Here is a 24,107-nt window from a genome sequence, read left to right on the forward strand (position 1 = left end):
ATCTCATGGACTGGGACAAACTCAGAATATTTCACGCGGTGGCTGATGCAGGCAGTCTGACCCATGCGGGGGACACGCTGCACCTGTCGCAATCTGCGGTGTCCCGGCAGGTTCGGGCGCTTGAGGAATCGCTAAATACGGTGCTGTTTCATCGTCATGCACGGGGACTGATTCTTACCGAGCAGGGAGAATTGCTGTTCGACGCGACGCGCTCCATGAACAAACGGATCGAAGCCGCCACTGCACGCATCCGCGACAGCGAAGAAGAAGTGTTCGGCGAATTGCGGGTGACCACCACAATTGGCTTCGGGTCACTTTGGCTCGCTCCGCGCCTGCCCAAACTTTACGAGAAATACCCCGATCTGAACATCGACCTGATGCTGGAAGAGCGCGTTCTTGACCTGCCGATGCGCGAGGCGGATGTCGCTGTGCGCATGAAGGAACCAAGCCAGGCCGACCTGATCCGCAAGAAACTGATGTCGATCCGCATGCGGCTTTATGCGTCGCCTGAATATCTGGCCCAGAACGGGACCCCAGCAACAATCGAGGACATGGCCAAGCACCGGCTCATTTGCCAGAATCCCCGCGCCGCACAGGTGAGTGCGGGGATGATCATGGTGCAACAGTTGTTGGCCTATGACATCAAGTCGACCCTAACGGTGAACAACTACTTCGGCGTGCTGCAATCGGTCCTGTCGGGCTTGGGTATTGGCGTTTTGCCCGACTACATCATCGAGGACTTTCCAACCGTCAAACGCGTATTGGTTGACGTGGAATCGGCGGAAGTGCCTGTTTTCCTTGCTTATCCTGAGGAGCTTCGGCAGTCCAAACGGATCGCGGCCTTCCGGGATTTCGTGCAGGAAGAGATTTTCGCCCACCGCCAGACCCGCAAGGCACTGGAAGCTGGGGCATCCACTGAAGTGTGACCCATGCGCCTCACGCATAGCGGGAATGACATATGTTCTAGGCTATCCCTCTTGCCATGTAACGGAGCGCTGACATATTTAGCACATATGAGATGGAACGCTGAATTGCGCATCATCTTCATACCTCCCTGTTGGACTTCGGCCGAGCTTATGCTCGGTCTTTTTTTTGCAATTTTTCCGAGAGGTGGATCATATGACCGATGACAGAACGCACAGCTGTGTCTGCGGTAAGATGCGCTGGCGGATCGCACAAAAGGCTCACGGCACTCATCTGGTCTGCTATTGTGAAGACTGCCAGACCGCAGCTCGGTTTCTCAAACACCAGATCACCCGGCTTGATTCCGATGGCGGCACCGAGATCTTTCAAACCCTGCCTGCGCATTTCGAATTCCTTGAGGGGCGCGACCACCTTGCCGTTCTCAGGCTTGGACCCAAAGGACTGCTGCGCTGGCATGCCGGGTGCTGCGGGACACCGATCGCCAACACGCTCCCCACCCCGAGCCTGCCTTTTGTCGGTGCGATCCTGCCGCCCGGCGTCGACGGCTACGGGCCGATCAAGGCTCTTGTGAACACCGTGGGCAAAGCAAACCATATCAAGGAAACCGGCGTTCTTGCGGCGCACCTATCAATCATGGGCCGCATTCTCCGTGCCCGACTTCCCGGCGGCAATCGCACCTCTCCGTTCTTTGACAAGAACGGCACACCGATCATCGCGCCCCGCGTCCTGAGCAGTTACGAACGTAACGCTGCCCGACCGGACTAAGACACGGGCGGGGGCCGCCCCCCAACCTCGCTCGCAGAACTCGCACAACCGCGCCCGAATCCGCGCCGGGGCTTTTCACGCCGCACGGTTTCGCCTAAACCGCCGCCATCTGCGCAACCCACGGGGACATCCGCATGCAAGACCCAGCCATCACCGAAGACATCATCTCTGCCCACGGCATCAATGCCGACGAATACGCCGAGATTCTGCGGATCATGAACCGCGAACCCACATTCACGGAACTGGGCATCTTTTCCGCCATGTGGAACGAGCATTGTTCCTACAAGTCTTCGAAAAAATGGCTGCGCACCCTGCCCACCACCGGCCCACAGGTGATTTGCGGCCCCGGCGAAAACGCGGGTGTGGTGGATATTGGCGACGGTCAGGCGGTGGTCTTCAAGATGGAGAGCCACAACCACCCATCTTATATCGAACCGTACCAAGGGGCAGCGACCGGGGTTGGCGGTATCCTTCGTGACGTGTTCACCATGGGCGCGCGTCCCATTGCGGCGATGAACGCGCTGAGCTTTGGGGAAAGAGACCACCCCAAGACGCGCCAGCTGGTGCACGGTGTGGTCGAAGGCGTTGGCGGGTATGGCAACTGTTTCGGCGTCCCCACCGTGGGCGGCGAGGTACGATTTCACCGCGCCTATAATGGCAACTGCCTTGTGAACGCCTTTGCGGCGGGTCTCGCGGATGCCGACAAAATTTTCTATTCGACGGCCAGCGGCGTCGGCCGTCCAGTTGTCTATCTCGGTGCAAAAACCGGACGTGATGGTGTCGGCGGGGCGACCATGGCTTCGGCTGAATTCGACGACAGCATCGAAGAAAAGCGCCCCACCGTACAGGTTGGCGATCCGTTCACCGAAAAGCGCCTGATGGAGGCCTGCCTTGAGCTGATGCAAACAGGTGCGGTGATCTCGATTCAGGATATGGGGGCCGCAGGCCTCACCTGCTCTGCCGTTGAAATGGGCGACAAGGGCAAGCTGGGCATCCGACTTGATCTCGAAAAGGTGCCCCAGCGCGAGGCGAACATGACCGCCTACGAGATGATGCTGTCCGAATCGCAGGAACGGATGCTGATGGTCTTGGACCCGTCGAAAGAATCCGAGGCCCGTGCGGTATTCGAGAAATGGGATCTGGACTTTGCCATCGTTGGCGAAACCATCGCAGAAGACCGCTTCCTGATCGTACACAATGGCGAGGTCAAAGCCGATCTGCCGCTGTCGCGCCTGTCGTCCTCTGCCCCCGAATACGACCGTCCCTGGGTGCCTTCCGAGGCCCCTGCTGCGATGGAAGATGTGCCCGCTCTTGACCCCATCGACGCATTGAAGGCGTTGATTGGCAGCCCAAACTACTGCGCCCGCAATTGGGCGTTCGAACAATACGACAGTATGGTCATGGCCGACACGGTTGAAGGCCCAGGCTGGGGTGCAGGTGTGATCCGCGTACATGGCACGGACAAGATGCTGGCCTTCACCTCGGACGTGACCCCGCGCTACGTCAAAGCGAACCCGGTCGAAGGTGGCAAGCAGGCGGTGGCCGAAGCATTCAGAAACCTGTGCGCCGTAGGGGCCAAGCCACTGGCAACCACAGACAATCTGAATTTCGGAAACCCCGAAAAGCCCGAGATCATGGGCCAGTTTGTTGGAGCACTTCAAGGCATCGGCCGCGCCTGCGAAGCGCTGGACATGCCCATCGTGTCCGGAAACGTATCACTCTACAACGAAACCGATGGTCAGGGCATCCTCCCGACACCGACGATTGGAGCGGTGGGTTTGATCGCTGCCGGTGAAGAGCCGATTTTGGGCCGAGCGCGCGACGGACACGTCGCTTTGGTTGTGGGCGACACCCAAGGCCATCTGGGTCAGTCCGCGCTGCTTTGCGAAGTGTTCAACCGCGAAGATGGCGATGCGCCTGCGGTCGATCTGATTGCCGAGCGTCGCAACGGCGATTTCATCCGCGCAAACCGCGATTTGATCAAGGCCTGTACCGATCTGTCTGACGGTGGCCTTGCGCTCGCCGCCTTTGAGATGGCCAGCGGGTCGGGCGTGGGCGTGGTGATCGACGAGACCGATCAAGCAAAGCTCTTTGGTGAGGATCAGGGGCGTTACCTTGTCGCCTGCAATTTCGATCAGGCTGAAGCGCTGTTTGTCGCAGCAGGTCAGGCCGGTGTGCCCATTACAACTGTGGGTCGTTTCACCAGGGACACGGTGAAGTTGGGTGGATCGGATGCTGCTCTGGCTGAATTGAAGGCCCTGCATGCGGGCGCATTTGCCGGGCATTTCGCCTGACGCCATGGCAAGCCGGGAGGGGATATGAAGCTCGAATTCCATCACGTCAATTACGTCTCGAAAGACGTGGACAAGATGCACGACTTCTACACCCGCGTTCTGGGTCTGGGAGATGTTCCACAAGAAAATTTCCCGCGCACCGAAGCGACCGGGGATCGCGGGTTTGATGGCAAAATTCGCTTTGCCACGGATGGTCAGATGCAGTTCCATCTGGCAGAGCGGGACCTGACCGTGGCTTTCAAAAATGGTCAGGTCATCAACCCGATCGACCGGGGCCATATCGCGTTTCGCACCGATGATCTGGCGGCGTTTTTGGCCATTCTCGACGAACAGGGCATCCCTTATTCCGATTACGGCACTGCCTTTGCCAAGGAATGGCATCAGGTGTTCTTCCAAGACCCCGAAGGCAACGTGATCGAAGTGCACCAGCAGGTAGGTTAGGCGGCACACGCGTGAACGCGTGTGTGCTTTCCGTCGACGGAAAGCCGCCCTGCCCCTAAAGCATATTCATCAGACGGGCTTTTTCACCCGGATCGTCCGGGCGTGAAATCGCCGCCGCAAGTTCTTCTAGGGACTGGATCGAGTGACCCGCACGAAAGCTGTCCACATGCGGCAGCATCGCGCGAATTCCGGTAGCCCTGGGCGCAAACCCGTCCCAGCGCAAGAGCGGGTTCAGCCAGATCAGACGGCGCGAGGACAGGTGCAGGCGCTCCATCTCTTTCTCCAACGCTCCCGCATCGTCGCGGTCCAGACCGTCGGTGATGAGAAGCACCACCGCGCCCTGCCCCATCACCCGGCGCGACCAGTCGCGGTTGAAGGCGTGCAGGCACTGACCGATCCGCGTGCCGCCTTCCCAATCCTGCGCCTCGGCGCCGGCAGCATTGAGCGCTGCGTCTACATCGCGGGTCGCAAGGTGTCGGGAGATATTCGTCAGGCGGGTCCCGAAGGTGAAGGCATGCACCTTGGCCCAGCCTGCACCTTTCTCGTTGGCAACGGCGTGCAGGAAATGCAGCACCATGCGGGAATACTGGCTCATCGACCCGGAGATATCGCAGAGCACCACCAGATTGGGCCAGCGCGGGCGCGGTGTTTTGCGGGCGATGGTGCGGATCTCGCCGCCTTGCCGCATGGATTTCATCAAAGTACGCCGGTAGTCCGCCTGCTTGCCCAACACTGACGCCTTGCCGCGCCGCGACGGGATAGGCTTCACTGGTAGACTTAGGCGAGCCAGCATCCTTTTCGCCTCCGCCACTTCGGCAGTGCTCATCTGTTCGAAATCCAGCGTCCGCAGCTTTTCCTCAGCCGACATGGTGAGTGTTGACTTGATCTCGATCTCGGTGCCTTCTTCGGATTGTTCGTTTTCAGGCACGTCGGGCAAAAGATCATCCAACAGCGCTTGTGCCGCACGCTTTTCGCCTGAAGCGGCTGATTTTTCCTCCTGCACCCCCCGGATCGCGGGCAGCATGAAGGACATCATGTGTTCCAGATAGCGCGGGTCGCGCCAGTAAAGGCGGAAGACCTGCGCATAGATCACGCGATGTTCAGGGCGGTTCACGAAACAGGCGTGAAGGGTCCAGAAGAAGTCCATCCGTTCGGTGAAACCCGCCGCTTCGACAGCCCGTATCGCGTCGATCACCCGGCCCGGGCCGATGGGAAGCCCAGCGCGGCGCAGGGCACGGGCGAAATGGATGATGTTCTGCGCCAGACGCGGGTCGTCGGGCAGTTCGAGAGGGATGTATTCGGCCATTACGTGGCCGACCCGGGGGCGCTGCCCCCGGACCCCCGGCATATTTGGAAAAAGAAGAAGCATCATGCCGGTTCGAGAGACGCCTTAGCTTCATCAAGCAGGCGTTTGGCCTCGGAACCTTGCAGTTTCTGGATGTCGTCCTGATATTTTAGGATCGCACCCAGCGTATCCGAGATCACTTCTGGCGAGAGGTCGATCACGTCGAGCGCCAAGAGGCATTTGGCCCAGTCGATGGTTTCGGCCACGCCCGGTTTCTTGAAGATGTCCTCGGTGCGCAGGCGCTGGACAAAGGCGACGATTTCGCGACTGAGCGTGGCGGCAGCTTCTGGGGCGCGGGCGTTCAGGATTTCCAATTCTCGGTTGAAATCGGGATAGTCGACCCAGTGATAAAGGCAACGGCGCTTGAGAGCGTCGTGCACCTCGCGCGTGCGATTGGAAGTCAGGATCACGATCGGAGGCTCTGGCGCCTTGATTGTGCCGAGCTCCGGGATCGTGACCTGAAAGTCGGACAATGCTTCGAGCAGGAATGCCTCAAACGGCTCATCGGTGCGGTCCAGCTCGTCGATCAAGAGCACAGGCGCGCCGTTCTCATCCGGGCGCATCGCCTCGAGCAAGGGGCGTTCGACAAGGAAATCCGGGCTGAACAATTCTCGCTGCAGCATCTCGCGGTCCGCATTGCCCGATGCTTCGGCGGTGCGGATCGCGATCATCTGGGCAGGGAAGTTCCATTCGTAGACGGCGCTGGAGGCATCCAGCCCTTCGTAGCATTGCAGGCGGATCAGCTTGCGGCCCAGCGAGGCGGCCAGCGCCTTGGCGATCTCGGTCTTGCCGACGCCGGCCTCGCCTTCCAGAAACAAGGGGCGGCCCAGCTTAAGGGACAAAAACACCACCGTGGCCAGCGCCCGTCCGCAGACATAGCCGGTGTCGGCCAGCATGGTTTGAACGGCGTCGATACTTTCAGGTGTCTGCATGAGGTGCTCCTTTGTCACAGGTCTTGCTGCCCTGTGGGTGCCCCCGGGGTCAATAGCGCCAAGGTCGCACGTGACGGGCCGGAATTGACGCCTTCAGCGCGACCTGACACAGTTAGACGGTTGATTTTCCTAAGCCAAGGCCCCTGTTCCCCGTGTCCATCACCGCCGTTCTGTGTGTCCGCAACGAGGCGGCGTTTCTGCTCGATTGGCTGGCCTGGCACCGCAGCATCGGCATCACGGATTTCGTTGTCGTGTCGAACGACTGCGACGATGGCACCGACCTTGTGCTGGACCGGCTGGAGACGTTGGGGTGGCTGACCCACATCCGCAACGCGCCGCCCTTTGGCAAAGGGGGCATCCAATTCAGCGGATTGAAACTGGCCGGCAAGGCGGACGCGGTGAAGCGGGCCGACTGGCTGGTGGCGCTGGACATCGACGAATTCGTCACTGTGCATGTGGGCGACCGCACCCTGCCCGCGTTGATCAGCGCCCTTCCGGACGCCACGGCGATCACGCTGACCTGGCGCAATTTCGGCAATGCGGGAGTAGTGGACTACAAAGACCAACCGGTGCCTTTGCAATTCACCCACGCAGGCCCACGCCCGCTGCTTTGGCCGTGGCGAGCAGCAATGTTCAAGACGCTCTATCGCAATGACCGGACGTACCGAAACCTTGGGGTGCACCGCCCGCGCAATCCGGTGGAGGAACGGCTTGCCGAGGCGCGCTGGTTTGATGGGGACGGCCGTGCGCTGCCGCCCGAGATGGCGGCGGGGCGGATTTTCTCGGATTACCGGATGCCGCAACATGGGTTGGTGCAGCTCAATCATTATCCGCTTGGATCGGTGGAAAGCTATGTGCTCAAGGCTGATCGGGGCCGCGCCGTCCACAGTTCAGACCGACTTGGGCTGGATTACTGGGTGGAGCGGAACCTCAACACCGAAGAGGATCACTCGGCGATTGATCTATGGGATCGGGCCGCGCCCATTCGGGCCGACCTTGCGGCAGACCCGGTGCTTGCAGACTTGCATGACAGTGCCACAGCATGGCGCAAGGCGCGATTCGAACGGCTTTTGGAGCAGGACATATTCCGAGACCTATACGGGCGGTTGCTGATGACGCCACCGTCACAGCCATTGCCGGACACAATCGCACAGAACCTTGCACGGTTTGCCCAAGCCGGGGCCCTGGCGGATGAAGAAACTTCATAGTCTCCCCTGCATTTTGGCTCAATTCTGCCCAAATTCTTGATTAATCCCTAAGTCAAACACAGACCTGTCAACAGGCGCGCGACAATGAGGACATGTGGACCATGCAGGACGCAAGCGATCCGTATACACTTTCCCTAAGCGATCTGAGCCCGGCTCAGTGGCTGGAGGAGATGCGGGATATCGGCGAGACCTGTGGGTTTTTCGAACCTCTTGGCCCTCGTCACAACGCGGCCTTTATCGAAAAAGGCGACACGTTGCTGGTCACTTTTGAATCCCTGCCCGCGATTCAGTCGCTGTCCGAAGATGCGCGCCCAATCGGATTTGACTTGGCCAAGGCCAATGATTGGTCCTGCCTGACCGTGATCAGCAACCGCGATACATGGTTTCGCGAAGGCGAGATTTACGGGTTCTTCGACCAGATGACCGATGACGGGTTCTTCGACGATTTTGAACAGGTTATCTTTTTCGGCGCTGGACCCTGTGGCTATGCGGCCTGTGCCTTTTCCGTTGCCTCCCCCGGCGCCACAGTTTTCGCGCTGGAACCGCAGGCCACGCTGGACCCGCGTCTGACAGAATGGGATGACCGTTTTGTCCACATGCGTCGGAGCAACTTTACCGACCGCTACGGCTTTGCGCCGGATATGCTCGAAGCGGCCTCGGCCGCCTATGTCATTTACGATCCTGCCGACCGGCTGGGTGCGATGCATGCGGCGCTGTTTCAACGCTCGGGTGTCACCCGTTTCCGGGCGCGGCATCTGGGTGGCGGTATGCAGCAGAGCCTGACCCAGATGGGTGTGATCGAACCGCTTGTGACAGCGGCTGCGAACGGAACGCTCGACACTGCGCTTTTCGCCAAGCTTTACCGACACCGCCGGTCACATGCGCTGTATTGCAAGAAACTGTTTGCAACACTCGAATCTCAGGACCGCCCGCATCTGGCAGAGGCGGTCTGCGCCTATATCGTCAACCAGTTCGGTGCTCCACGATATCGTCGCAAGCTCAAGGCCTATCGCCAAGCCAACGCCACCGTGGAAGACGGGATCGACTAGGAACTGGACCCTAGAATAGACGCCTCGAGCGTGCTAGGCGACTGGCATGACAGACACGCTGACCCTTCGCACGCCCGATGACTGGCACCTGCACCTGCGCGATGGCGCAATGCTGCGTGCCGTGGCCCCTGAAACCGCACGCCATTTCGCCCGTGCGATCATCATGCCGAACCTTGTGCCACCTGTTGTCACGGCGGCAGATGCGGCCGCCTATCGCGACCGGATCATGGCAGCTTTGCCTGAAGGGTCACAGTTTACACCGCTGATGACGCTGTATCTGACCGAAGAGACCGACCCCGACGATTTGGCACGCGCCTATGCGAGCGGGCTGATCACAGCGGTCAAACTTTATCCGGCGGGCGCCACCACGAATTCAGCCTCAGGTGTGGCCAATTTCGACAAGGTTCGCCCGGTTCTGGAAAAGATGGCCGAGATCGGCTGTCCCCTTTGTGTGCATGGCGAGGTGGTGGACAGCGACATCGACATTTTCGATCGTGAGGCGGTGTTCATTGAACGGGTGCTTGATCCAATCCGCCGTGCAACGCCGGGCCTTAGGGTGGTGATGGAGCACATCACGACCATGCAGGGTGTCGAATATGCCGCCGAAGGTGGGCCGGAACTGGGCGCCACAATCACGACGCATCACCTTGTGATCAACCGCAACCATATCCTCGCCGGTGGGATCAAACCGCATTATTACTGCCTTCCCGTGGCCAAGCGCGAGGAACACCGCCTTGCCCTGCGCCGTGCCGCGACCAGTGGCGATCCGACCTTTTTCCTTGGCACAGACAGCGCGCCGCATACTGATGCGAACAAGCTGCTGCCCTGTGGTTGCGCGGGCTGCTTTACCGCGACCAACACGATGTCCATTCTGGCCGAGGTGTTCGAACAGGATGGGGCTTTGGACCGACTTGAGAGCTTTACCAGCCTGAATGGCCCAAAGTTCTATAGTCTGCCCGCGAATGAAAGCACGATCACTTTGACCAAAGGGGCTCCGGTCGCCTATCCCGATCACATCGACACCGGTGACGGCCCGGTCACGGTGTTTGACCCGATGATGCCGCTGCATTGGCAGGTTGCCGTTTAGGCATCCCTGCCAGCATGCCGTTGCCTTGGAGCTATTGTCGTGCCAGCCGCGAATGGCGCGCCGAGCCGCTGGGAACAGAAGTCCGTCTGAGCTGCCACCGCTCAGGACGCAGGCGTTTCGTCGCTCTTTGCCCGAAAAATCAGCAAGCTCATGGGTGGTGACAGGTTAGTCGCCACCAAGGTACGACTTTAGTCGCATGTGATCTAAAGTTGTCACGGGAGGATCAGAGCAAAAGGACCTCTCATGGAGCAGTTGATAGATGCCCTGCTGGAGTAGATTGATCACAACAGCAGCTATAACACAGGTCACGTGCCACACCCGATTGTGCTGCAACTGACGCCAGAGGCGTTGACGCGTGAATTCTATACCGGTGTTCCGCACCTGATGCCTGATGACGGCGTGGATGAACGGGTCAATGCGCTTTACGCAGCGGGTGACGGGCCGCACGGGACGATCTATCTGCTTGCTGCCGGCGTCTATCAGGATGCCGAGTTTTTTGATCAACCCACTGAAAACCCTCTTTGGCGCGAAGTCTTGCTGCATGAACTGGTGCATCACGTCCAATGGCAAAGCGGTGTGGCGGATACATGGCAGTGTCCGGCGCAAGGCGAAAGGGAGGCCTATAGCCTTGGGGGGCGTTACCTGACCCAATCAGCCGCCACCGACCCCATGCCCAACCGCAATTTCTGGGGCATGATCTACAGCCGCTGCTGATCGCCCCAACACATAGCGCCCCACTCACCCGTAACGCGCTTATTTAGACGGATTACTCCTCCGGCTTGGTGATTCTCGCCTGAATTTCCACCATATGCCGTCACTTTGTGCGTTTTCCGCAACCAAAGTTGCACTGCAGTGAACACCCGCAACCCCCTGATTATTCGAAATTTCCCCTGCGTCAGCTCAACTGCATTGGCACCCGCATGGTGTGTAAACTTAACATTACAATTGCTACTGTCAGTTTTTTATTACACACTTGGACAAAATGACGTCAAAAAGGTTCCAGATCGGCTTTCTTGGAGCGCAGGCCGATCGACACGGGCAGATCGCTCTTGTCCACAGCGCTCCGTAAACAACTCGAACCAACCCTTAAAAGGAGTTCAAAAATGTCTGCAGACGACGAAGGCAAGGTCTGGCCGACCGGTTTGACCTTGATGGAAGCTGAGGAAGTCCACAGCTACCTGATTGATGGCACACGCGTTTTCGGTGCGATTGCACTGCTGGCGCATTTTCTCGTTGCCGTGTCCACACCGTGGCTCGGATAAGGGAGACACAGAATGAATAATGCAAAAATGTGGCTCGTCGTCCCCCCAGCGGTGGGCGTTCCCGTGTTTCTCGGTGCGGTTGCCGTAGGCTCTTTCGCAGTGCACGTCGCAGTGCTCAGCAATACATCCTGGGTTGCGGACTTCCTGTCCGGCCAGGAACTGGGCTCCGGCGACATGGCCGCGGCAACGATGCTTGCTCCGGGCGCCAATACCGCGAAGGCCAGCTTTGTTGTGCCGCAAACGGATGGCAGCCTTGCTGTGACAATCATCCTGCCGGACGGCTCCTCGACGCAAGCGTTGATCCAGCCGTCGCAGTTGCAACCCGAGTTGTGACCAAAACCTAGCACTGTGGACCCGGCCGGTGTGCCGGGCCCGCATTTCCCGGATTTCATCCCTGCGTTGCGTACACTGGGCGCCGGGGCTTTGAAAAAGGTGCTCCGGAATGTTCGACTACCGTCGCATCGTTCTGCACAGATTGGCGACCATCGGCCCCCGCTATCTGCCGTTTGCAGATGTGGCGTCGGACCGCGTACCGCTATCGCGCCTGCTGCGGCTGTCCCTGTTCCAGGTGACCGTCGGGATGGCGCTGGTTCTGTTGGTCGGAACGTTGAACCGCGTGATGATCGTTGAATTGTCAGTACCGGCAAGCCTTGTCGGCACGATGCTAGCCCTTCCCATCATTTTCGCCCCCTTCCGCGCCTTGATCGGTTTCAAATCCGACACCTACAAATCCGCGCTGGGTCTGCGCCGCCTGCCCTATATCTGGAAAGGCACGCTGTACCAGTTCGGTGGCTTTGCCATAATGCCCTTCGCCCTGCTGGTCCTGTCCGGCTATGGCGAGGCCTTCGATGCCCCGCGCTGGATCGGGTATAGTTCCGCCGGACTGTCCTTCCTCCTGGTCGGCGCGGGCGTGCACATGGTGCAGACCGTAGGCCTCGCCTTGGCGACGGACCTTGTCGACGAAGCCGATCAGCCCAAAGTGGTGGGGCTGATGTACGTGATGCTTTTGTTCGGCATGGTCCTTAGCGCGATCATCTATGGCACAATGCTTGAAAGCTATTCGCCCGGCCGTCTGATCCAAGTGATCCAAGGGACAGCGGTTGTGACCGTCGCTCTCAACTTTCTTGCCATGTGGAAGCAAGAGGCACGCGACCGCGTTCGTGCCCAAGCCATGGCCAGCGCACCAGACACGTCTTTCCGCGATGCTTGGGCGCAGCTCATGCAGAACGCAGGTATGCTGCGGCTTTTGATCGTGATCGCTCTTGGCACCTTCGGCTTTGGCATGGCAGATGTCTTGCTCGAACCCTATGGTGGTGAGGCTCTTGGCCTCTCGGTCGCCAGCACGACCAAGCTCACGGCCCTTTTGGCAGGTGGCACGCTGCTTGGCTTCGGGATCGCGTCACGCACGCTGAGCAACGGCGGAATGCCGTCCGCAACCTCGATGACGGGCGCTTTGATCGGGATTCCCGGCTTTGCTGCAATCATCTTTTCAGCCTACGGCGGAGGCATCCCTGCCTTTCTCGCCGGGACACTCATGATTGGCATCGGCGCGGGCCTGTTCGGCCATTCTACCCTGACCGCCGCCATGCGCGCCGCCCCCAAGGACAAAGTTGGCCTTGCGCTGGGCGCGTGGGGCAGCGTGCAGGCGACTGCGGCAGGTATCGGCATGGCCTTGGCGGGTTGGGTCCGCGATCTGATTGTTGCCCTGCCCGCTGACGGCAATGGTCTTTCGGTCGAAACACCCTACAATGTAGTATTCTCAATGGAGATGGCGTTCCTTGTGATGGCCGTTCTCATTCTTTACCCGCTCGCGGGCCGGGGTGGCTTTTCAGAAGCCACACGCACTGCAGCACCAAAGCAATCCAACCCGGTGGAGGCTCCATGACGACGATTATCACACGGTACTTCGATAGCGCGGATCAGGCACAGTCCGCAAAACGCGAACTGGTCTATGCGCACAAGGTGTCCCCCGACATCATTCGGATCTTTGATGATCCCAAAGGCGTTGCCGATCGACTGCAGAAAGCAGATGTGCTGCCAGACACCGCCAAAGCCTATGCGTCGCGTATGTCATCGGGCGGTGCCGTTCTTATGGTGCGCGGCAAATACAAACCACTGGGTGTGGCCAAGATCACCCGCAACGTCGCCGCTGAATATGGCGCGGTCGATATGGGCGACCTCGATCAGGACGTCTTTGTCAAAGACCAGCACGGGCGTGGGCTGAGCGTTCTGAGCGATCACCCCTACATGTTGAGCCGCCGCAAAGACCCGTCAGACACCAATTACCACATGGCAGACTGGCCGATCCCGCTCATCAGCCGCCGCAAGCCTTATGATGACATGGCGATTGAGCGTCATGGTCGGATGGCGAACTGGCCGATCGGCTTGATCAGCAATCGCAAGCCCTACACCGGGTCGATCTTTCCGCGTCACGCGCGTATGGCATCGTTCCCGATTGGCCTGATCAGCCGCCGCAAACCATTCACCGGTTCCATCTTCCCGCGCCATGCGCGGATGGCGAACTTCCCGATCCCGCTGATCAGCCGTCGCAAGCCATGGGATCGCTTCGCCTTCCCGCGCCATATGCGGATGGCCAACTGGCCCTTCCCACATCTGATCAACGGTAAACAGGGCACGAACGCGCTGATGCCAGGTGGACCGCGAATGGCGAACTTCCCAATTCCGCTGCTCAGCGACCGGGAACCCTATGACAAGTCGATCTTCTCGCGGCATGCGCGGATGGCAAACTTCCCCATCGGCCTGATAAGCCGCCGCAAGCCCTACACTGGATCGGTAATTCCCAAACATGCGCATATGGCGAACATGATCCTGCCGCTTGTTGTGCGTCGGGAAGAAACCAAAGGTCAGGGCTGGACCTTCTCAAGGATGCTAGGGCTGCCGACCATCACTCGCCGTTAAGGCGCGTTACCCAAGACATCAGAAGGGCGGGCAACCATGACAGGCGCCCGCCCTTTTCCTCTGCGGCAAAACCCGCTAGAGCGGCGCAAACCCACCCGAGGACCCGCGCCATGATCCCCACATCCTACCCGTCCCCCGAAGAGATCGCCCGCCTGACCGCGCGGATGCTGCTGGAGATCGGCGCAGTCAACTTTCGACCCGAAGACCCGTTCATCCTCGCCTCCGGCTTGCCCTCGGCCACCTATATCGACTGCCGCAAGCTGATCTCGTTCCCACGCATCCGGTCGACACTCATGGACTTCCTCACCATCACGGTGATGCGCAACGCTGGTTTTGAGGCTTTCGACAACATTGCAGGCGGTGAAACAGCAGGCATTCCCTTTGCCGCACTGGTGGCCGAACGCATGGCGCTGCCCATGACCTATGTCCGCAAAAAGCCCAAGGGATACGGTCGCAACGCCCGCATCGAAGGTGCCATGACCGAAGGCCAGCGCGTTCTGCTCGTTGAAGACCTGACCACCGATGGTGGATCGAAACTCAGCTTTGTGGACGCGATCCGCGAAACCGGTGCCACCTGCGGCCACACGGCGGTGATCTTTTACTACGACATTTTCCCGGAAACGACCAAGACACTGGGAGACCACGGTGTAGAGCTGCACCACCTTTGCACATGGTGGGACGTGCTGGCAGAAGCCCGCGCTCAAGGCGCATTTGATGACAAGACCCTGACCGAGGTCGAAGCTTTCCTCAAAGCACCCCGCGCATGGCAGGACGCCCGGAAGTAACCTCGCTCAGAACCTGACAGCCCAGCGTTTGGCGCAAGGCACCAATGAGGTCGTCCAGCGTTTCGGCATTGACATACATGCCCCCTGTCCTGTCGGCGAGGCAGCGCGCGACGGGCTCGATAAAGCTGTCCTGTGGCTGGTCAGGCCAAGCAAAATGTTCCCCTCGCACGCGAAAGCCGATCACATGGACCGTCATGTCCGCCCCAGCCGCCAGATCAGCAGCCAACTGGCATGGTGATCCACCACAGGTTTCCTTGCCATCCGTCACCAGCACGATTTCGCCGGGTTTATTTTCGTAATCCAAAACCTCTGCCGCCGCTGCAATGGCCTCGGTCAGGGGCGTTTCGCCCGCAGGGTGCAACCGGTCGATTTCCGAGATGATCCGATCCGCCGCGTCGGGTTCCGGCGGGAACCGCACCACGACGCTGGCACAGCTTTCGCGCCGCCCGAACCCATAGGTCACCAACCCCAAGCGCCGCGCCGGGGCCACCTGCGGCATCACCGTGCGTACCGCCCGACGGGCGTCGAAGATGCGGGGCTCGTCCAACAGGTTGAAACCCATCTCGGCCATCGAGCCCGAGCCGTCGAACACCACCATAGCGTCGCGTGTGCAGGTCTCTTGTGCATGAGCCGGGACAAGTCCTGCGCCCAACACAACCAAAGCGGTTAGAATCGGTTTCATGTTCGCAGCACCTTTCTGAAGCGTCCTATCAAGGCTCGCACGCGCAATGCCCGTCTGTAAACGTTGTGTAACGCCATGCACCAGAAACTTGCTGCGTGTTTCCTTGGTCACAGCGAGTCGGCAACACCACCAGATGTTGACGCGCTAGGTGCGTATCGCGCAAGATAGGGCACACCCAGCCCGCACACAGCTTTTCCACAGGATATACATTTTGCCCTTCGCCGGACATATCGCTACCTCGGTCCCGGGTGCATTAGGGGGAACGACATGAACGAGATCACGACATTCAATCCGACCGGCGCCGAGATCCAGAACCCCGAAACGATGCCGCACTCGGTCGAGGCCGAACAGCAATTGCTTGGTGCGATCCTGACCAACAACGATGTGTTCGATCGCATTGCTTCGATCATCGGACCCCAGCATTTCTTTGACCCGGTTCACGCGCGCATCTTCGAGATCGCCTCTGCGCGGATTGCCAAAAACAACCTTGCATCGCCGGTGACGCTCAAGGCCTTCATGGAAGATGACGAAGGCCTGAAGGAACTGGGCGGCCCCACTTATCTTGCGCGCCTCGCAGGAGCGGCGATCAGCTCGTTCGCCGTGCGCGACTATGCGCAAATGATCTACGATCTCGCGGTACGCCGCGACCTCATCTCGCTGGGTCGCGATATCAGTGCCCGGGCCGCCAAGGTCGATATCACGTCGGGACCGCGTGAACAGATCGTCGAGGCCGAACAAGCACTCTACAAGATGGCCGAACAAGGGCGCAGCGAAAGCGGGTTTCAAAGTTTTCTAAAGGCCGTCACCGACGCAGTTAACGTGGCCAATGCTGCCTACCAGCGCGAAGGCGGGTTGGCCGGCGTGTCCACCGGACTGGTCGACATGGACCGCAAACTGGGTGGCTTGCACCGATCCGACCTTCTGATCCTTGCCGGACGCCCGTCGATGGGCAAAACCTCATTGGCCACCAACATCGCTTTCAACATCGCCAAGGCGTATCGCAAAGGCACCCGACCCGATGGCACCGAAGGCACGATCGAAGGTGGCGTTGTGGGGTTTTATTCTCTTGAAATGAGCGCCGAGCAGTTGGCCGCGCGTATTCTGTCAGAAGCCGCCGAAGTGCCCTCAGAGCAGATCCGCCGCGGCGACATGACGGAAACCGAATTCCGTCGCTTTGTAGACGCCGCGAAATCGCTTGAAGCCTGCCCGCTGTTCATCGACGACACACCCGCTTTGCCGATCAGCCAGTTGGCTGCCCGCGCCCGCCGTCTGAAGCGGACGCATGGGCTTGACGTGCTGATCATCGACTACCTTCAGCTGGTCAAAGGCACCGGCAAGGGTGACAACCGTGTGAACGAGATCTCCGAGATCTCACAGGGGCTCAAGGCCATCGCCAAAGAACTCGACATCCCTGTGATCGCGCTGTCGCAGTTGTCGCGACAGGTGGAAAGCCGCGAAGACAAACGCCCGCAATTGTCCGACCTTCGGGAATCGGGCTCGATCGAGCAGGACGCCGACGTCGTCATGTTCGTGTTTCGCGAAGAATACTACAAGGAACGCGAGAAACCCGGCGAGCACGATCTGGAAAAGATGGCCGCTTGGCAGGACGAGATGGAGCGCCTGCATGGTCGCGCCGAAGTAATCATCGGCAAGCAGCGTCACGGCCCTATCGGCACAGTTGAACTCAGCTTCGAAGGCCGCTTCACCCGCTTTGGAAACCTCATCAAGCCGTGGCAACAGGGCGCAGAAGACGTCTGACGCGGAGCCTTGGTCGGACTGCGGGCGTTGCCAATTCCGCCTCAGTTGACCGGCAAACGCCGCTATCGGATTTTTCACGCTTGACCCACCGCTGCGACACGCACAAACACCGCGCATGGCACAGTCTGTTCTAACGATTGATTTGGGTGCGATTTGCGCCAACTGGCGGGCATTGGCCGCGATGAACGCGGGCGAGACCGCGGCGGTGGTCAAGGCAAACGCTTATGGGCTTGGCGCGGCGCAAGTGGCGGCAGCGCTGGCAGATGCCGGGGCACGCACATTCTTTGTCGCGCAGGCCGAAGAAGGCGTCACCGTTCGAGAGGCGCTTGGGCCAGGCCCGACGATCTGCGTCTTCGGCGGACATATGCAGGGCGATGCGGCCCTGTTGCGTGATGCCAACCTTGTCCCGATGATCAATTCCATTGACCAAATGCTGCGCCATGTCGAGACGCTGCCAGGTCACCCGTTCGGCATCCAATTGGACAGCGGCATGAATCGTCTGGGGATGGAACCTGCCGAGTGGTCCGCTCTGCGAGACATCGCGCTTAGCCAGAAACCCGTGCTTGTAATGAGCCATCTGGCCTGCGCCGACGAGCCCAGCCGCGGCATGAACGAGTTTCAGCTTCAGACCTTCCGTCAGATGACCGACGGCATCGACGCACCACGCAGCCTGGCAGCGACAGGCGGTACGATCCTTGGTCCTGACTATCATTTCGACATGACCCGCCCCGGCATCGGTCTTTATGGTGGCCTGCCCTTTATCGATGCGCATCCCGTCGTGTCGCTGTCGATCCCGGTGATCCAGGTGCGTGACGTGAACCCGGGCGAATCCGTTGGCTACGGCAACAGCTGGGTCGCGCGGGTGCCCGGCAAAATTGCCACGATTTCCGCAGGCTATGCAGATGGCATCATCCGCGCGATGGGACCGAAGGCGCATGTTTGGGCGGCTGAGACCCGCTGCAAGATCGTTGGGCGCATTTCGATGGACCTGATCGGTGTCGACGTCGGCCCAGCCAAGGAAATTCCGGAAACGGTCGAACTCTTGGGTCGGCACCAATCTGTCGACACCTTGGCCGAGGCGGCAGGCACCATCGGCTACGAGATCCTCACCTCTTTGGGATCGCGTTACGCCCGCAAATATATCGCCGCATGACGGCGCTCTGGGTATGAGCTTTTTCGAACCCTCTCCCGTTCTGGTGGCTTTCATCTTCGTCCAGCGCTTCGTCTTCTTCGAAGTGCTCGGGCTTCTGGCCCTCCTGCGCATGATCGCAGGGCGCGGCATGGCGCGGGTGCCCGCAGCGATCGCTTTGATCATCAGCAGCGCCGCGATCTTTGCCAGTTTTGCCCCAGCCCTGAACCTACAATCCCTGCCCCTTTACGCGGACATCGCCCGTGTGCAGGCGTCTGGTGGTGGGATGATCTTGCCGCTTGTCGCCTCGGCAATCTTTGCGCTCAGCTTGGTGCTTCCGCAACGACGGTGGCGCTGGATCGACGTTCTGCACATTGTCGGCGTTCTGGCCTTTCTTGGCCTCTGGCTTGCGACCCGCGTCTGAGCGATGACAACGCTTAAGTGGATCAACCTTATGCTGCTGGTGCTTTACCCGGTGGCATGGGTGGCACCACTGATGCGCGCAGGTCTGCTGCCCTTGTTCGGCCTCAGCGAAATCAGCGTTCTGACCAGTCTGCAGGCGCTTTGGGGAACCGATATAGTTCTGGCCCTGATCGTCACTGGCTTTGCGCTGGTCGCCCCATATATGAAGACTGTTGGTCTGGCACTGGTTCAATTCCAACTGCTCAGCCGAAGCGTTCTACCCGCATTGGCGTTGATGGGTAAGCTGGCGATGGCCGATGTGTTCCTGATTGCCCTTTATATCACCATCGTCAAAGGCATCGGGATCGGCCGGATCGAAACAGCTTGGGGGCTGTACCTGTTCACCGCCTGCATTCTTGCGTCACTGCTGATCAGCATCGCAGAAACACGTCGCAGCGCAGATTGATCGCGTGCCGGAAACAATCCGGTAGATTGATGCCAATTGTTCACATCTGCGCGGCCAGTCGGAAAAATCGTTAAAAAACAGTATGTCCAGAACAGGGTTCGGCATAAAGTCGCCGATGTTGCCGATGTTTGGATGGTTACTGGGGGTATCTGATGCTTGGTGCGATGCGGTCGCTCGTTGTCTCAACGGGTTGGATGATGCAGCGTTTGATGTTTATGGCAGTGGCCCTGCTTGGACTTGGGGCATTGGGATACACACTTGCCTGCAGCTTTGGCTATGCGCCTTGGTTGGAAATGACCGCTACATTTGGGGGTGTCGACTACCCTCAGACCGGACAGGTTGTGCAAATCGGTCTTTCTGCGCTTTTGCTTGGATTGTGCGCTTTCCTGCCCGCCAACGCGCGGATCATGGCGCTTGAAACCTCGCATCGCCGGTTTCACATCGGCATGGAGGACGTCGCCCGCGCCTATCGTGTATCCCATGCCGCTGACCGCCAAGGCGTGTTCAAGCTGAAATCGGAATTCGATTCGGTCCGCGAGCGTATGGCCTATCTGCGCGACCATCCTGATCTGGCGGAACTGGAACCCTCGGTTCTTGAGATTGCCAGCCAGATGAGCCACATCTCCCGCGATCTCGCGACCACCTATTCCGACAGCAGCATCAACCGCGCCCGCGATTTTCTGATCCAGCGGCAGCAAGAGATCGAAGATTTCAACACAAGGCTCGACGCGGCCAAGGCCACTGCAGCCGAAATGCGGGTTTGGATCGATAAGGTCGAACTGGAGGAAGACGTCGCAAAGGCGCAACTGGATCGCCTGCAGTCAGAACTTACCGATATCCTGCCCGAACTCTTCAGCGCGGATGCGCCCCCAACGATGCCCGCCCGCACGGTCGCAAACCCGCCGGACATCTTGGACCAATGGGACGAACCGCCTGACTTCCCCGACAATGACGACAACCGGATCGTGGCCCTGCTCGCGCGGCGCGCTGCCGAATAACCAACGCGCTGCAGCCACCGCTTGCAGGCCCGCACGGCTTGGGTCACAAGCATCGTCATGGCGAAATCGAGCGCAACCTTTGTCTGCCAATCCTGTGGAAGCACGACCACAAAATGGTCGGGCCGATGTGATGCGTGCGGCGAATGGAATTCTATCGTCGAAGAAGTGCCTCTGGCCGCCGGTCCCGCATCCAAAACGCTGGGTGCTTCCAAAGGCCGGTCCTTGCCCCTGAGTGATCTGTCCGGCCATGAGGCCCCACCGCCCCGTACAATTTCAAAGCTGGATGAGCTTGACCGCGTTCTGGGCGGCGGACTTGTACCCGCGTCCGCGCTTCTGGTGGGTGGCGATCCCGGCATTGGCAAATCGACCCTCCTGTTGCAAGCGGCTGCGGCCTTTGCCAACGCAGGCCTCAAGGTTATCTACATCTCGGGCGAAGAGGCCAGCGCACAGGTGCGGATGCGCGCGGCCCGTCTTGGCCTGCGAGAAGCGCCAGTCAAACTGGCGACCGAAACCAACCTGCGCGACATCCTGACGACACTTGAAAACGAAAAGCCGGATCTGGCGATCATCGACTCGATCCAGACAATGTGGGCGGACAATGTCGCCTCTGCCCCAGGCAGCGTGTCGCAAGTACGCGCCTCGGCGCACGAACTGACCAGCTTTGCCAAGCGGCGTGGCACATCGGTGATCCTTGTCGGCCATGTCACAAAAGACGGTCAGATTGCAGGTCCCCGCGTGGTCGAACACATGGTTGATACCGTGCTTTATTTCGAAGGCGAACGCGGCCACCAGTTCCGCATCCTGCGCGCGGTCAAGAACCGCTTTGGTCCGGCGGACGAAATCGGCGTCTTTGAGATGACCGGCAGTGGATTGGCCGAGGTCGCGAATCCCTCGGCTCTGTTTCTCAGCGAACGCGGTGATCCATCCCCCGGATCTGCCGTTTTTGCCGGGATCGAAGGCACACGTCCGGTTTTGGTTGAATTTCAGGCGCTTGTGGCCCCCACGCCACACAGCCAACCGCGGCGGTCGGTCGTCGGTTGGGATGGTGGACGCCTTGCGATGATCCTTGCCGTGTTGGAGGCCCGCTGCGGCATTCCTTTCGCCGGATTGGATGTTTATCTCAACGTTGCAGGTGGCATGAAGGTCAGCGAACCTGCAGCCGACCTTGCTGTTGCCGCAGCTTTGCTCTCGGCCCGCGAGGACATTGCCCTGCCCGCCGAAACGGTGGTTTTCGGAGAAATCAGCCTGTCCGGCGCGCTGCGCCCTGTGGGACAAACTGAAAATCGGTTGAAAGAAGCACAAAAACTTGGTTTTACCGCCGCGATAGTGCCAAAGGGTGGAAAATCGGTGCCCCGCGATGGGATCGCGGCAACCGAGATTGACGCTTTGGCAAGCTTTGTTGGTGATGTGTTCGGCGCAGGGTAGCGCCATCCGTAGAAAAGAAGGGCAAGGGACCGATGGAAGGGTTCACCATTATTGACGGCGTGGTTGCCGTCGTCATCGTTCTGTCTGCGCTTCTGGCTTATTCGCGTGGTATCGTCCGCGAAGCCATGGCCATTCTCGGCTGGATTGCTGCGGCGATTCTTGGCTTCATGTTCGGTCCACAGGTCCGCCCCCTGATGACCGAGATCCCGGTACTCGGCGACTTTCTGACGGGCAGTTGCGAACTTAGCGTTATTGCGGGCTTTGCTGCCGTCTTTACTGTGGCGCTCGTGATCATGTCGTTCTTCACCCCGCTCTTTTCCACCATCGTGCAACGCTCGGCCTTGGGCGGCGTCGATCAGGCGCTTGGGTTCCTGTTCGGAGTGGCGCGTGGCATCCTGCTCGTGGCGGTGGCGTTCTTTGTCTATCAGGTCGTTGTGACCTCGCAGGACATCACGATGATCGACGACAGCCGGTCCGCCGTGGTGTTCAGCCGCTTCACCGGCCAGATCGAAGAGCAGAACCCCGAACAGGCTTTGGGCTGGATCACCGCGCAATACGAAGCACTGGTTGGCGTCTGCGATGCACCTTCCGACAGCGACACCTGAGAAACATCAGTCAACCTGTCGCGGAACCATGATAGTTTCGTGACACTGGCCTTCATGGCGCTTAAGAGGGGGCATCCTCTGTTGCCACGGATTCGGAGTACCGATTTGTCCGACACCCAGATGCCTCCCGCCCATCCCTTTGACGACGACAAGCTGAAAGAAGAATGCGGTATCTTCGGCGTGGTCGGTGTTACCGATGCGGCGAACTTTGTCGCCCTTGGTCTGCATGCGTTGCAACATCGCGGACAAGAAGCTGGCGGTATCGTCAGCCACCATCCAGACCACGGCTTCAACAGCGCCCGTCGCTTTGGCTATGTGCGTGACAACTTCACCAGCCAAAAGCTGATGGAGACCCTCCCCGGCGAACTGGCCATCGGCCATGTGCGCTATTCCACCGCCGGGTCCAAGGGGCAGACACAGATCCGCGATGTGCAGCCCTTCTTTGGTGAATTCTCAATGGGCGGCGCAGCAATCGCCCACAACGGCAACATCACCAATGCCATCGCCCTGCGCAAAGAACTGATCGAACGCGGTTCGATCTTCCAAAGCTCAAGCGACAGCGAATGCATCATCCACCTGATGGCCCGCTCGCTGCAACGCAATATCCCCGAACGGATGGAAGACGCGCTGCGTCGTGTCGAAGGTGCCTTCTCTGTTGTGGCGATGACCCGCACCAAGCTGATCGGCGTCCGCGACCCATTGGGTGTGCGCCCGCTGGTGCTGGGCAAAATCGGCGATGGCTGGGCACTCAGCTCGGAAACCTGTGCGCTCGACATCATCGGTGCGGAATATGTACGCGAGATCGACCCCGGTGAAATGGTCGTCATCACCGCCGAACACGGCGTCGAATCGATCCGCCCCTTCCGTCCACAGAAATCGCGCTTCTGCATCTTCGAGCATGTTTATTTCTCGCGCCCCGACAGCATTATCGGCGACCGCTCGGTCTATGAGACCCGCCGCCAGATCGGTGTGGAACTGGCCCGTGAAACACCCGTGGACGCCGATCTGGTCTGCCCGGTGCCCGACAGCGGCACCCCTGCTGCCATAGGCTATGCCCACGAGAGCGGCATTCCCTACGGTATGGGGATCATCCGCAACCAGTATATGGGCCGCACCTTCATTGAGCCGACAGAGCAGATCCGCAACATGGGTGTGCGCCTCAAGCTCAACGTCAACCGCGCCCTGATAAAGGGCAAGCGCGTGGTACTGGTCGACGACAGCGTGGTGCGCGGCACCACCAGCCGCAAGATCAAGGAAATGATCCTTGATGCCGGTGCCGCCGAGGTGCACTTCCGCATCGCCTCTCCCCCCACCGCATGGCCTTGCTTTTACGGTGTCGACACACCGCAACGCGAAAAGCTGCTGGCTGCAACCATGTCCGAAGACGAAATGCGCGATCACTTGGGCGTCGACAGCCTCAAGTTCATTTCGCTCGACGGGCTTTACCGCGCGGTGGGCGAAGCGTCTGGCCGTGACCCCAAATCGCCGCAATATTGCGACGCGTGTTTTTCGGGCGAGTACCCCGTGAAACCGTCCGACATGATGGAAAAAGGGTTTCAGATGAAGGCCGCCGAGTAACGCTCGGCAGCCTTCCGCGCAGGCACAAACTGCCCTCTGTTCTTCGCCCGCAA

Annotated in this window: 24 protein-coding genes; 21 read left to right on the plus strand and 3 right to left on the minus strand. The window is 59.6% G+C overall.

The genetic code is table 11. From position 1 onward, the window contains the following. Nucleotides 1-5: 5 nt before the first annotated feature. The 4 genes from ACK3EW_RS10920 to ACK3EW_RS10935 all read left to right on the plus strand — a co-directional run bounded on the left by ACK3EW_RS10920 (nt 6) and on the right by ACK3EW_RS10935 (nt 4,424). Complete coding sequence (locus tag ACK3EW_RS10920; RefSeq protein WP_493809582.1) at nt 6-926, plus strand: LysR family transcriptional regulator; 921 nt, start codon at nt 6-8, stop codon at nt 924-926. Nucleotides 927-1,119: 193 nt separating this feature from the next. Further along, a complete protein-coding gene (locus ACK3EW_RS10925) occupies nt 1,120-1,689 on the plus strand; it encodes a DUF6151 family protein (protein ID WP_493809583.1) in 570 nt (189 codons plus the stop codon). 134 nt (nt 1,690-1,823) lie between these two features. Next, the gene (purL, locus tag ACK3EW_RS10930) at nt 1,824-3,983 is read left to right on the plus strand and encodes a phosphoribosylformylglycinamidine synthase subunit PurL (protein WP_493809584.1); all 2,160 of its coding nucleotides are present in this window, start codon (nt 1,824-1,826) and stop codon (nt 3,981-3,983) included. Between the two features lie 24 nt (nt 3,984-4,007). Beyond that, nucleotides 4,008-4,424, plus strand: coding sequence for a VOC family protein (locus ACK3EW_RS10935; protein ID WP_493809585.1), 417 nt, complete (start codon nt 4,008-4,010; stop codon nt 4,422-4,424). A 55-nt stretch (nt 4,425-4,479) separates the two neighbouring features. Here the strand turns inward: ACK3EW_RS10935 and ACK3EW_RS10940 are convergent, their stop codons facing one another. Further along, nucleotides 4,480-5,730, minus strand: coding sequence for a vWA domain-containing protein (locus ACK3EW_RS10940; protein WP_493809586.1), 1,251 nt, complete (start codon nt 5,728-5,730; stop codon nt 4,480-4,482). 62 nt (nt 5,731-5,792) lie between these two features. Next, on the minus strand, nt 5,793-6,701 hold the full coding sequence (locus ACK3EW_RS10945) for an AAA family ATPase (protein WP_493809587.1): 909 nt from the start codon (nt 6,699-6,701) through the stop codon (nt 5,793-5,795). Nucleotides 6,702-6,853: 152 nt separating this feature from the next. Here ACK3EW_RS10945 and ACK3EW_RS10950 point away from each other — a divergent pair, with 152 nt between their 5' ends. The 9 genes from ACK3EW_RS10950 (at nt 6,854) to ACK3EW_RS10990 (ending at nt 15,011) form a co-directional block, all read left to right on the plus strand. Beyond that, nucleotides 6,854-7,909, plus strand: a complete 1,056-nt coding sequence (locus tag ACK3EW_RS10950; RefSeq protein WP_493809588.1) for a glycosyltransferase family 2 protein — start codon at nt 6,854-6,856, stop codon at nt 7,907-7,909. Between the two features lie 101 nt (nt 7,910-8,010). After that, entirely contained in the window at nt 8,011-8,958 is a 948-nt protein-coding gene (locus tag ACK3EW_RS10955; RefSeq protein ID WP_493809589.1) for a phosphoadenosine phosphosulfate reductase, read from the plus strand. A 46-nt stretch (nt 8,959-9,004) separates the two neighbouring features. Beyond that, nucleotides 9,005-10,045, plus strand: coding sequence for a dihydroorotase (pyrC, locus tag ACK3EW_RS10960; protein WP_493809590.1), 1,041 nt, complete (start codon nt 9,005-9,007; stop codon nt 10,043-10,045). Nucleotides 10,046-10,354: 309 nt separating this feature from the next. After that, a complete protein-coding gene (locus tag ACK3EW_RS10965; protein ID WP_493809591.1) occupies nt 10,355-10,759 on the plus strand; it encodes a DUF6647 family protein in 405 nt (134 codons plus the stop codon). Between the two features lie 389 nt (nt 10,760-11,148). Next, entirely contained in the window at nt 11,149-11,307 is a 159-nt protein-coding gene (gene pufB, locus ACK3EW_RS10970; protein ID WP_085632201.1) for a light-harvesting antenna LH1, beta subunit, read from the plus strand. 12 nt (nt 11,308-11,319) lie between these two features. Next, entirely contained in the window at nt 11,320-11,640 is a 321-nt protein-coding gene (locus ACK3EW_RS10975; RefSeq protein WP_085632203.1) for a light-harvesting protein, read from the plus strand. Nucleotides 11,641-11,749: 109 nt separating this feature from the next. After that, on the plus strand, nt 11,750-13,192 hold the full coding sequence (locus ACK3EW_RS10980) for a PucC family protein (RefSeq protein ID WP_493809592.1): 1,443 nt from the start codon (nt 11,750-11,752) through the stop codon (nt 13,190-13,192). Beyond that, complete coding sequence (locus tag ACK3EW_RS10985; RefSeq protein WP_493809593.1) at nt 13,189-14,226, plus strand: PucR family transcriptional regulator; 1,038 nt, start codon at nt 13,189-13,191, stop codon at nt 14,224-14,226. The genes ACK3EW_RS10980 and ACK3EW_RS10985 overlap by 4 nt, the downstream gene beginning before the upstream one ends. Before the next feature lie 110 nt (nt 14,227-14,336). Beyond that, nucleotides 14,337-15,011, plus strand: coding sequence for an orotate phosphoribosyltransferase (locus ACK3EW_RS10990; protein WP_493809594.1), 675 nt, complete (start codon nt 14,337-14,339; stop codon nt 15,009-15,011). Here ACK3EW_RS10990 and ACK3EW_RS10995 read toward each other — a convergent pair. Further along, nucleotides 14,974-15,693 (minus strand): vWA domain-containing protein, encoded by a 720-nt coding sequence (locus ACK3EW_RS10995; RefSeq protein ID WP_493809595.1) that lies wholly within the window; start codon nt 15,691-15,693, stop codon nt 14,974-14,976. The two genes, ACK3EW_RS10990 and ACK3EW_RS10995, sit on opposite strands and share 38 nt — an antisense overlap. A gap of 267 nt (nt 15,694-15,960) precedes the next feature. Between ACK3EW_RS10995 and ACK3EW_RS11000 the strand changes: the two genes are divergently transcribed. The 8 genes from ACK3EW_RS11000 to purF all read left to right on the plus strand — a co-directional run bounded on the left by ACK3EW_RS11000 (nt 15,961) and on the right by purF (nt 24,054). After that, nucleotides 15,961-17,451, plus strand: coding sequence for a replicative DNA helicase (locus ACK3EW_RS11000; RefSeq protein WP_439119965.1), 1,491 nt, complete (start codon nt 15,961-15,963; stop codon nt 17,449-17,451). A gap of 115 nt (nt 17,452-17,566) precedes the next feature. After that, complete coding sequence (gene alr / locus ACK3EW_RS11005; RefSeq protein ID WP_493809596.1) at nt 17,567-18,604, plus strand: alanine racemase; 1,038 nt, start codon at nt 17,567-17,569, stop codon at nt 18,602-18,604. Between the two features lie 13 nt (nt 18,605-18,617). Beyond that, the gene (locus ACK3EW_RS11010; RefSeq protein WP_493809597.1) at nt 18,618-19,004 is read left to right on the plus strand and encodes a hypothetical protein; all 387 of its coding nucleotides are present in this window, start codon (nt 18,618-18,620) and stop codon (nt 19,002-19,004) included. Between the two features lie 3 nt (nt 19,005-19,007). Continuing rightward, nucleotides 19,008-19,448 carry a paraquat-inducible protein A gene (locus ACK3EW_RS11015; RefSeq protein ID WP_493809598.1) on the plus strand — a complete coding sequence of 147 codons (441 nt, stop codon included), beginning with the start codon at nt 19,008-19,010 and terminating at the stop codon, nt 19,446-19,448. A gap of 152 nt (nt 19,449-19,600) precedes the next feature. Continuing rightward, nucleotides 19,601-20,446, plus strand: a complete 846-nt coding sequence (locus tag ACK3EW_RS11020) for a DNA repair protein (protein WP_493809599.1) — start codon at nt 19,601-19,603, stop codon at nt 20,444-20,446. A 57-nt stretch (nt 20,447-20,503) separates the two neighbouring features. After that, nucleotides 20,504-21,871, plus strand: coding sequence for a DNA repair protein RadA (gene radA, locus ACK3EW_RS11025; protein ID WP_085632221.1), 1,368 nt, complete (start codon nt 20,504-20,506; stop codon nt 21,869-21,871). 32 nt (nt 21,872-21,903) lie between these two features. Beyond that, nucleotides 21,904-22,476 (plus strand): CvpA family protein, encoded by a 573-nt coding sequence (locus ACK3EW_RS11030; RefSeq protein ID WP_493809600.1) that lies wholly within the window; start codon nt 21,904-21,906, stop codon nt 22,474-22,476. 120 nt (nt 22,477-22,596) lie between these two features. Then, nucleotides 22,597-24,054 carry an amidophosphoribosyltransferase gene (purF, locus tag ACK3EW_RS11035; RefSeq protein ID WP_085632225.1) on the plus strand — a complete coding sequence of 486 codons (1,458 nt, stop codon included), beginning with the start codon at nt 22,597-22,599 and terminating at the stop codon, nt 24,052-24,054. Nucleotides 24,055-24,107: the final 53 nt, after the last annotated feature.

It is taken from the genome of Marivita sp. NO-S04, assembly GCF_059070475.1.

Bases quoted from the DNA above. Each gene is read 5' to 3' on its own strand.
- ACK3EW_RS10920 (WP_493809582.1), top strand. From the start codon at position 6: ATGGACTGGGACAAACTCAGAATATTTCACGCGGTGGCTGATGCAGGC.
- ACK3EW_RS10925 (WP_493809583.1), top strand. From the start codon at position 1,120: ATGACCGATGACAGAACGCACAGCTGTGTCTGCGGTAAGATGCGCTGG.
- purL (WP_493809584.1), top strand. From the start codon at position 1,824: ATGCAAGACCCAGCCATCACCGAAGACATCATCTCTGCCCACGGCATC.
- ACK3EW_RS10935 (WP_493809585.1), top strand. From the start codon at position 4,008: ATGAAGCTCGAATTCCATCACGTCAATTACGTCTCGAAAGACGTGGAC.
- ACK3EW_RS10940 (WP_493809586.1), bottom strand. From the start codon at position 5,730: ATGGCCGAATACATCCCTCTCGAACTGCCCGACGACCCGCGTCTGGCG.
- ACK3EW_RS10945 (WP_493809587.1), bottom strand. From the start codon at position 6,701: ATGCAGACACCTGAAAGTATCGACGCCGTTCAAACCATGCTGGCCGAC.
- ACK3EW_RS10955 (WP_493809589.1), top strand. From the start codon at position 8,011: ATGCAGGACGCAAGCGATCCGTATACACTTTCCCTAAGCGATCTGAGC.
- pyrC (WP_493809590.1), top strand. From the start codon at position 9,005: ATGACAGACACGCTGACCCTTCGCACGCCCGATGACTGGCACCTGCAC.
- pufB (WP_085632201.1), top strand. From the start codon at position 11,149: ATGTCTGCAGACGACGAAGGCAAGGTCTGGCCGACCGGTTTGACCTTG.
- ACK3EW_RS10975 (WP_085632203.1), top strand. From the start codon at position 11,320: ATGAATAATGCAAAAATGTGGCTCGTCGTCCCCCCAGCGGTGGGCGTT.
- ACK3EW_RS10980 (WP_493809592.1), top strand. From the start codon at position 11,750: ATGTTCGACTACCGTCGCATCGTTCTGCACAGATTGGCGACCATCGGC.
- ACK3EW_RS10985 (WP_493809593.1), top strand. From the start codon at position 13,189: ATGACGACGATTATCACACGGTACTTCGATAGCGCGGATCAGGCACAG.
- ACK3EW_RS10990 (WP_493809594.1), top strand. From the start codon at position 14,337: ATGATCCCCACATCCTACCCGTCCCCCGAAGAGATCGCCCGCCTGACC.
- ACK3EW_RS10995 (WP_493809595.1), bottom strand. From the start codon at position 15,693: ATGAAACCGATTCTAACCGCTTTGGTTGTGTTGGGCGCAGGACTTGTC.
- ACK3EW_RS11000 (WP_439119965.1), top strand. From the start codon at position 15,961: ATGAACGAGATCACGACATTCAATCCGACCGGCGCCGAGATCCAGAAC.
- alr (WP_493809596.1), top strand. From the start codon at position 17,567: ATGGCACAGTCTGTTCTAACGATTGATTTGGGTGCGATTTGCGCCAAC.
- ACK3EW_RS11010 (WP_493809597.1), top strand. From the start codon at position 18,618: ATGAGCTTTTTCGAACCCTCTCCCGTTCTGGTGGCTTTCATCTTCGTC.
- ACK3EW_RS11015 (WP_493809598.1), top strand. From the start codon at position 19,008: ATGACAACGCTTAAGTGGATCAACCTTATGCTGCTGGTGCTTTACCCG.
- ACK3EW_RS11020 (WP_493809599.1), top strand. From the start codon at position 19,601: ATGCTTGGTGCGATGCGGTCGCTCGTTGTCTCAACGGGTTGGATGATG.
- radA (WP_085632221.1), top strand. From the start codon at position 20,504: ATGGCGAAATCGAGCGCAACCTTTGTCTGCCAATCCTGTGGAAGCACG.
- ACK3EW_RS11030 (WP_493809600.1), top strand. From the start codon at position 21,904: ATGGAAGGGTTCACCATTATTGACGGCGTGGTTGCCGTCGTCATCGTT.
- purF (WP_085632225.1), top strand. From the start codon at position 22,597: ATGCCTCCCGCCCATCCCTTTGACGACGACAAGCTGAAAGAAGAATGC.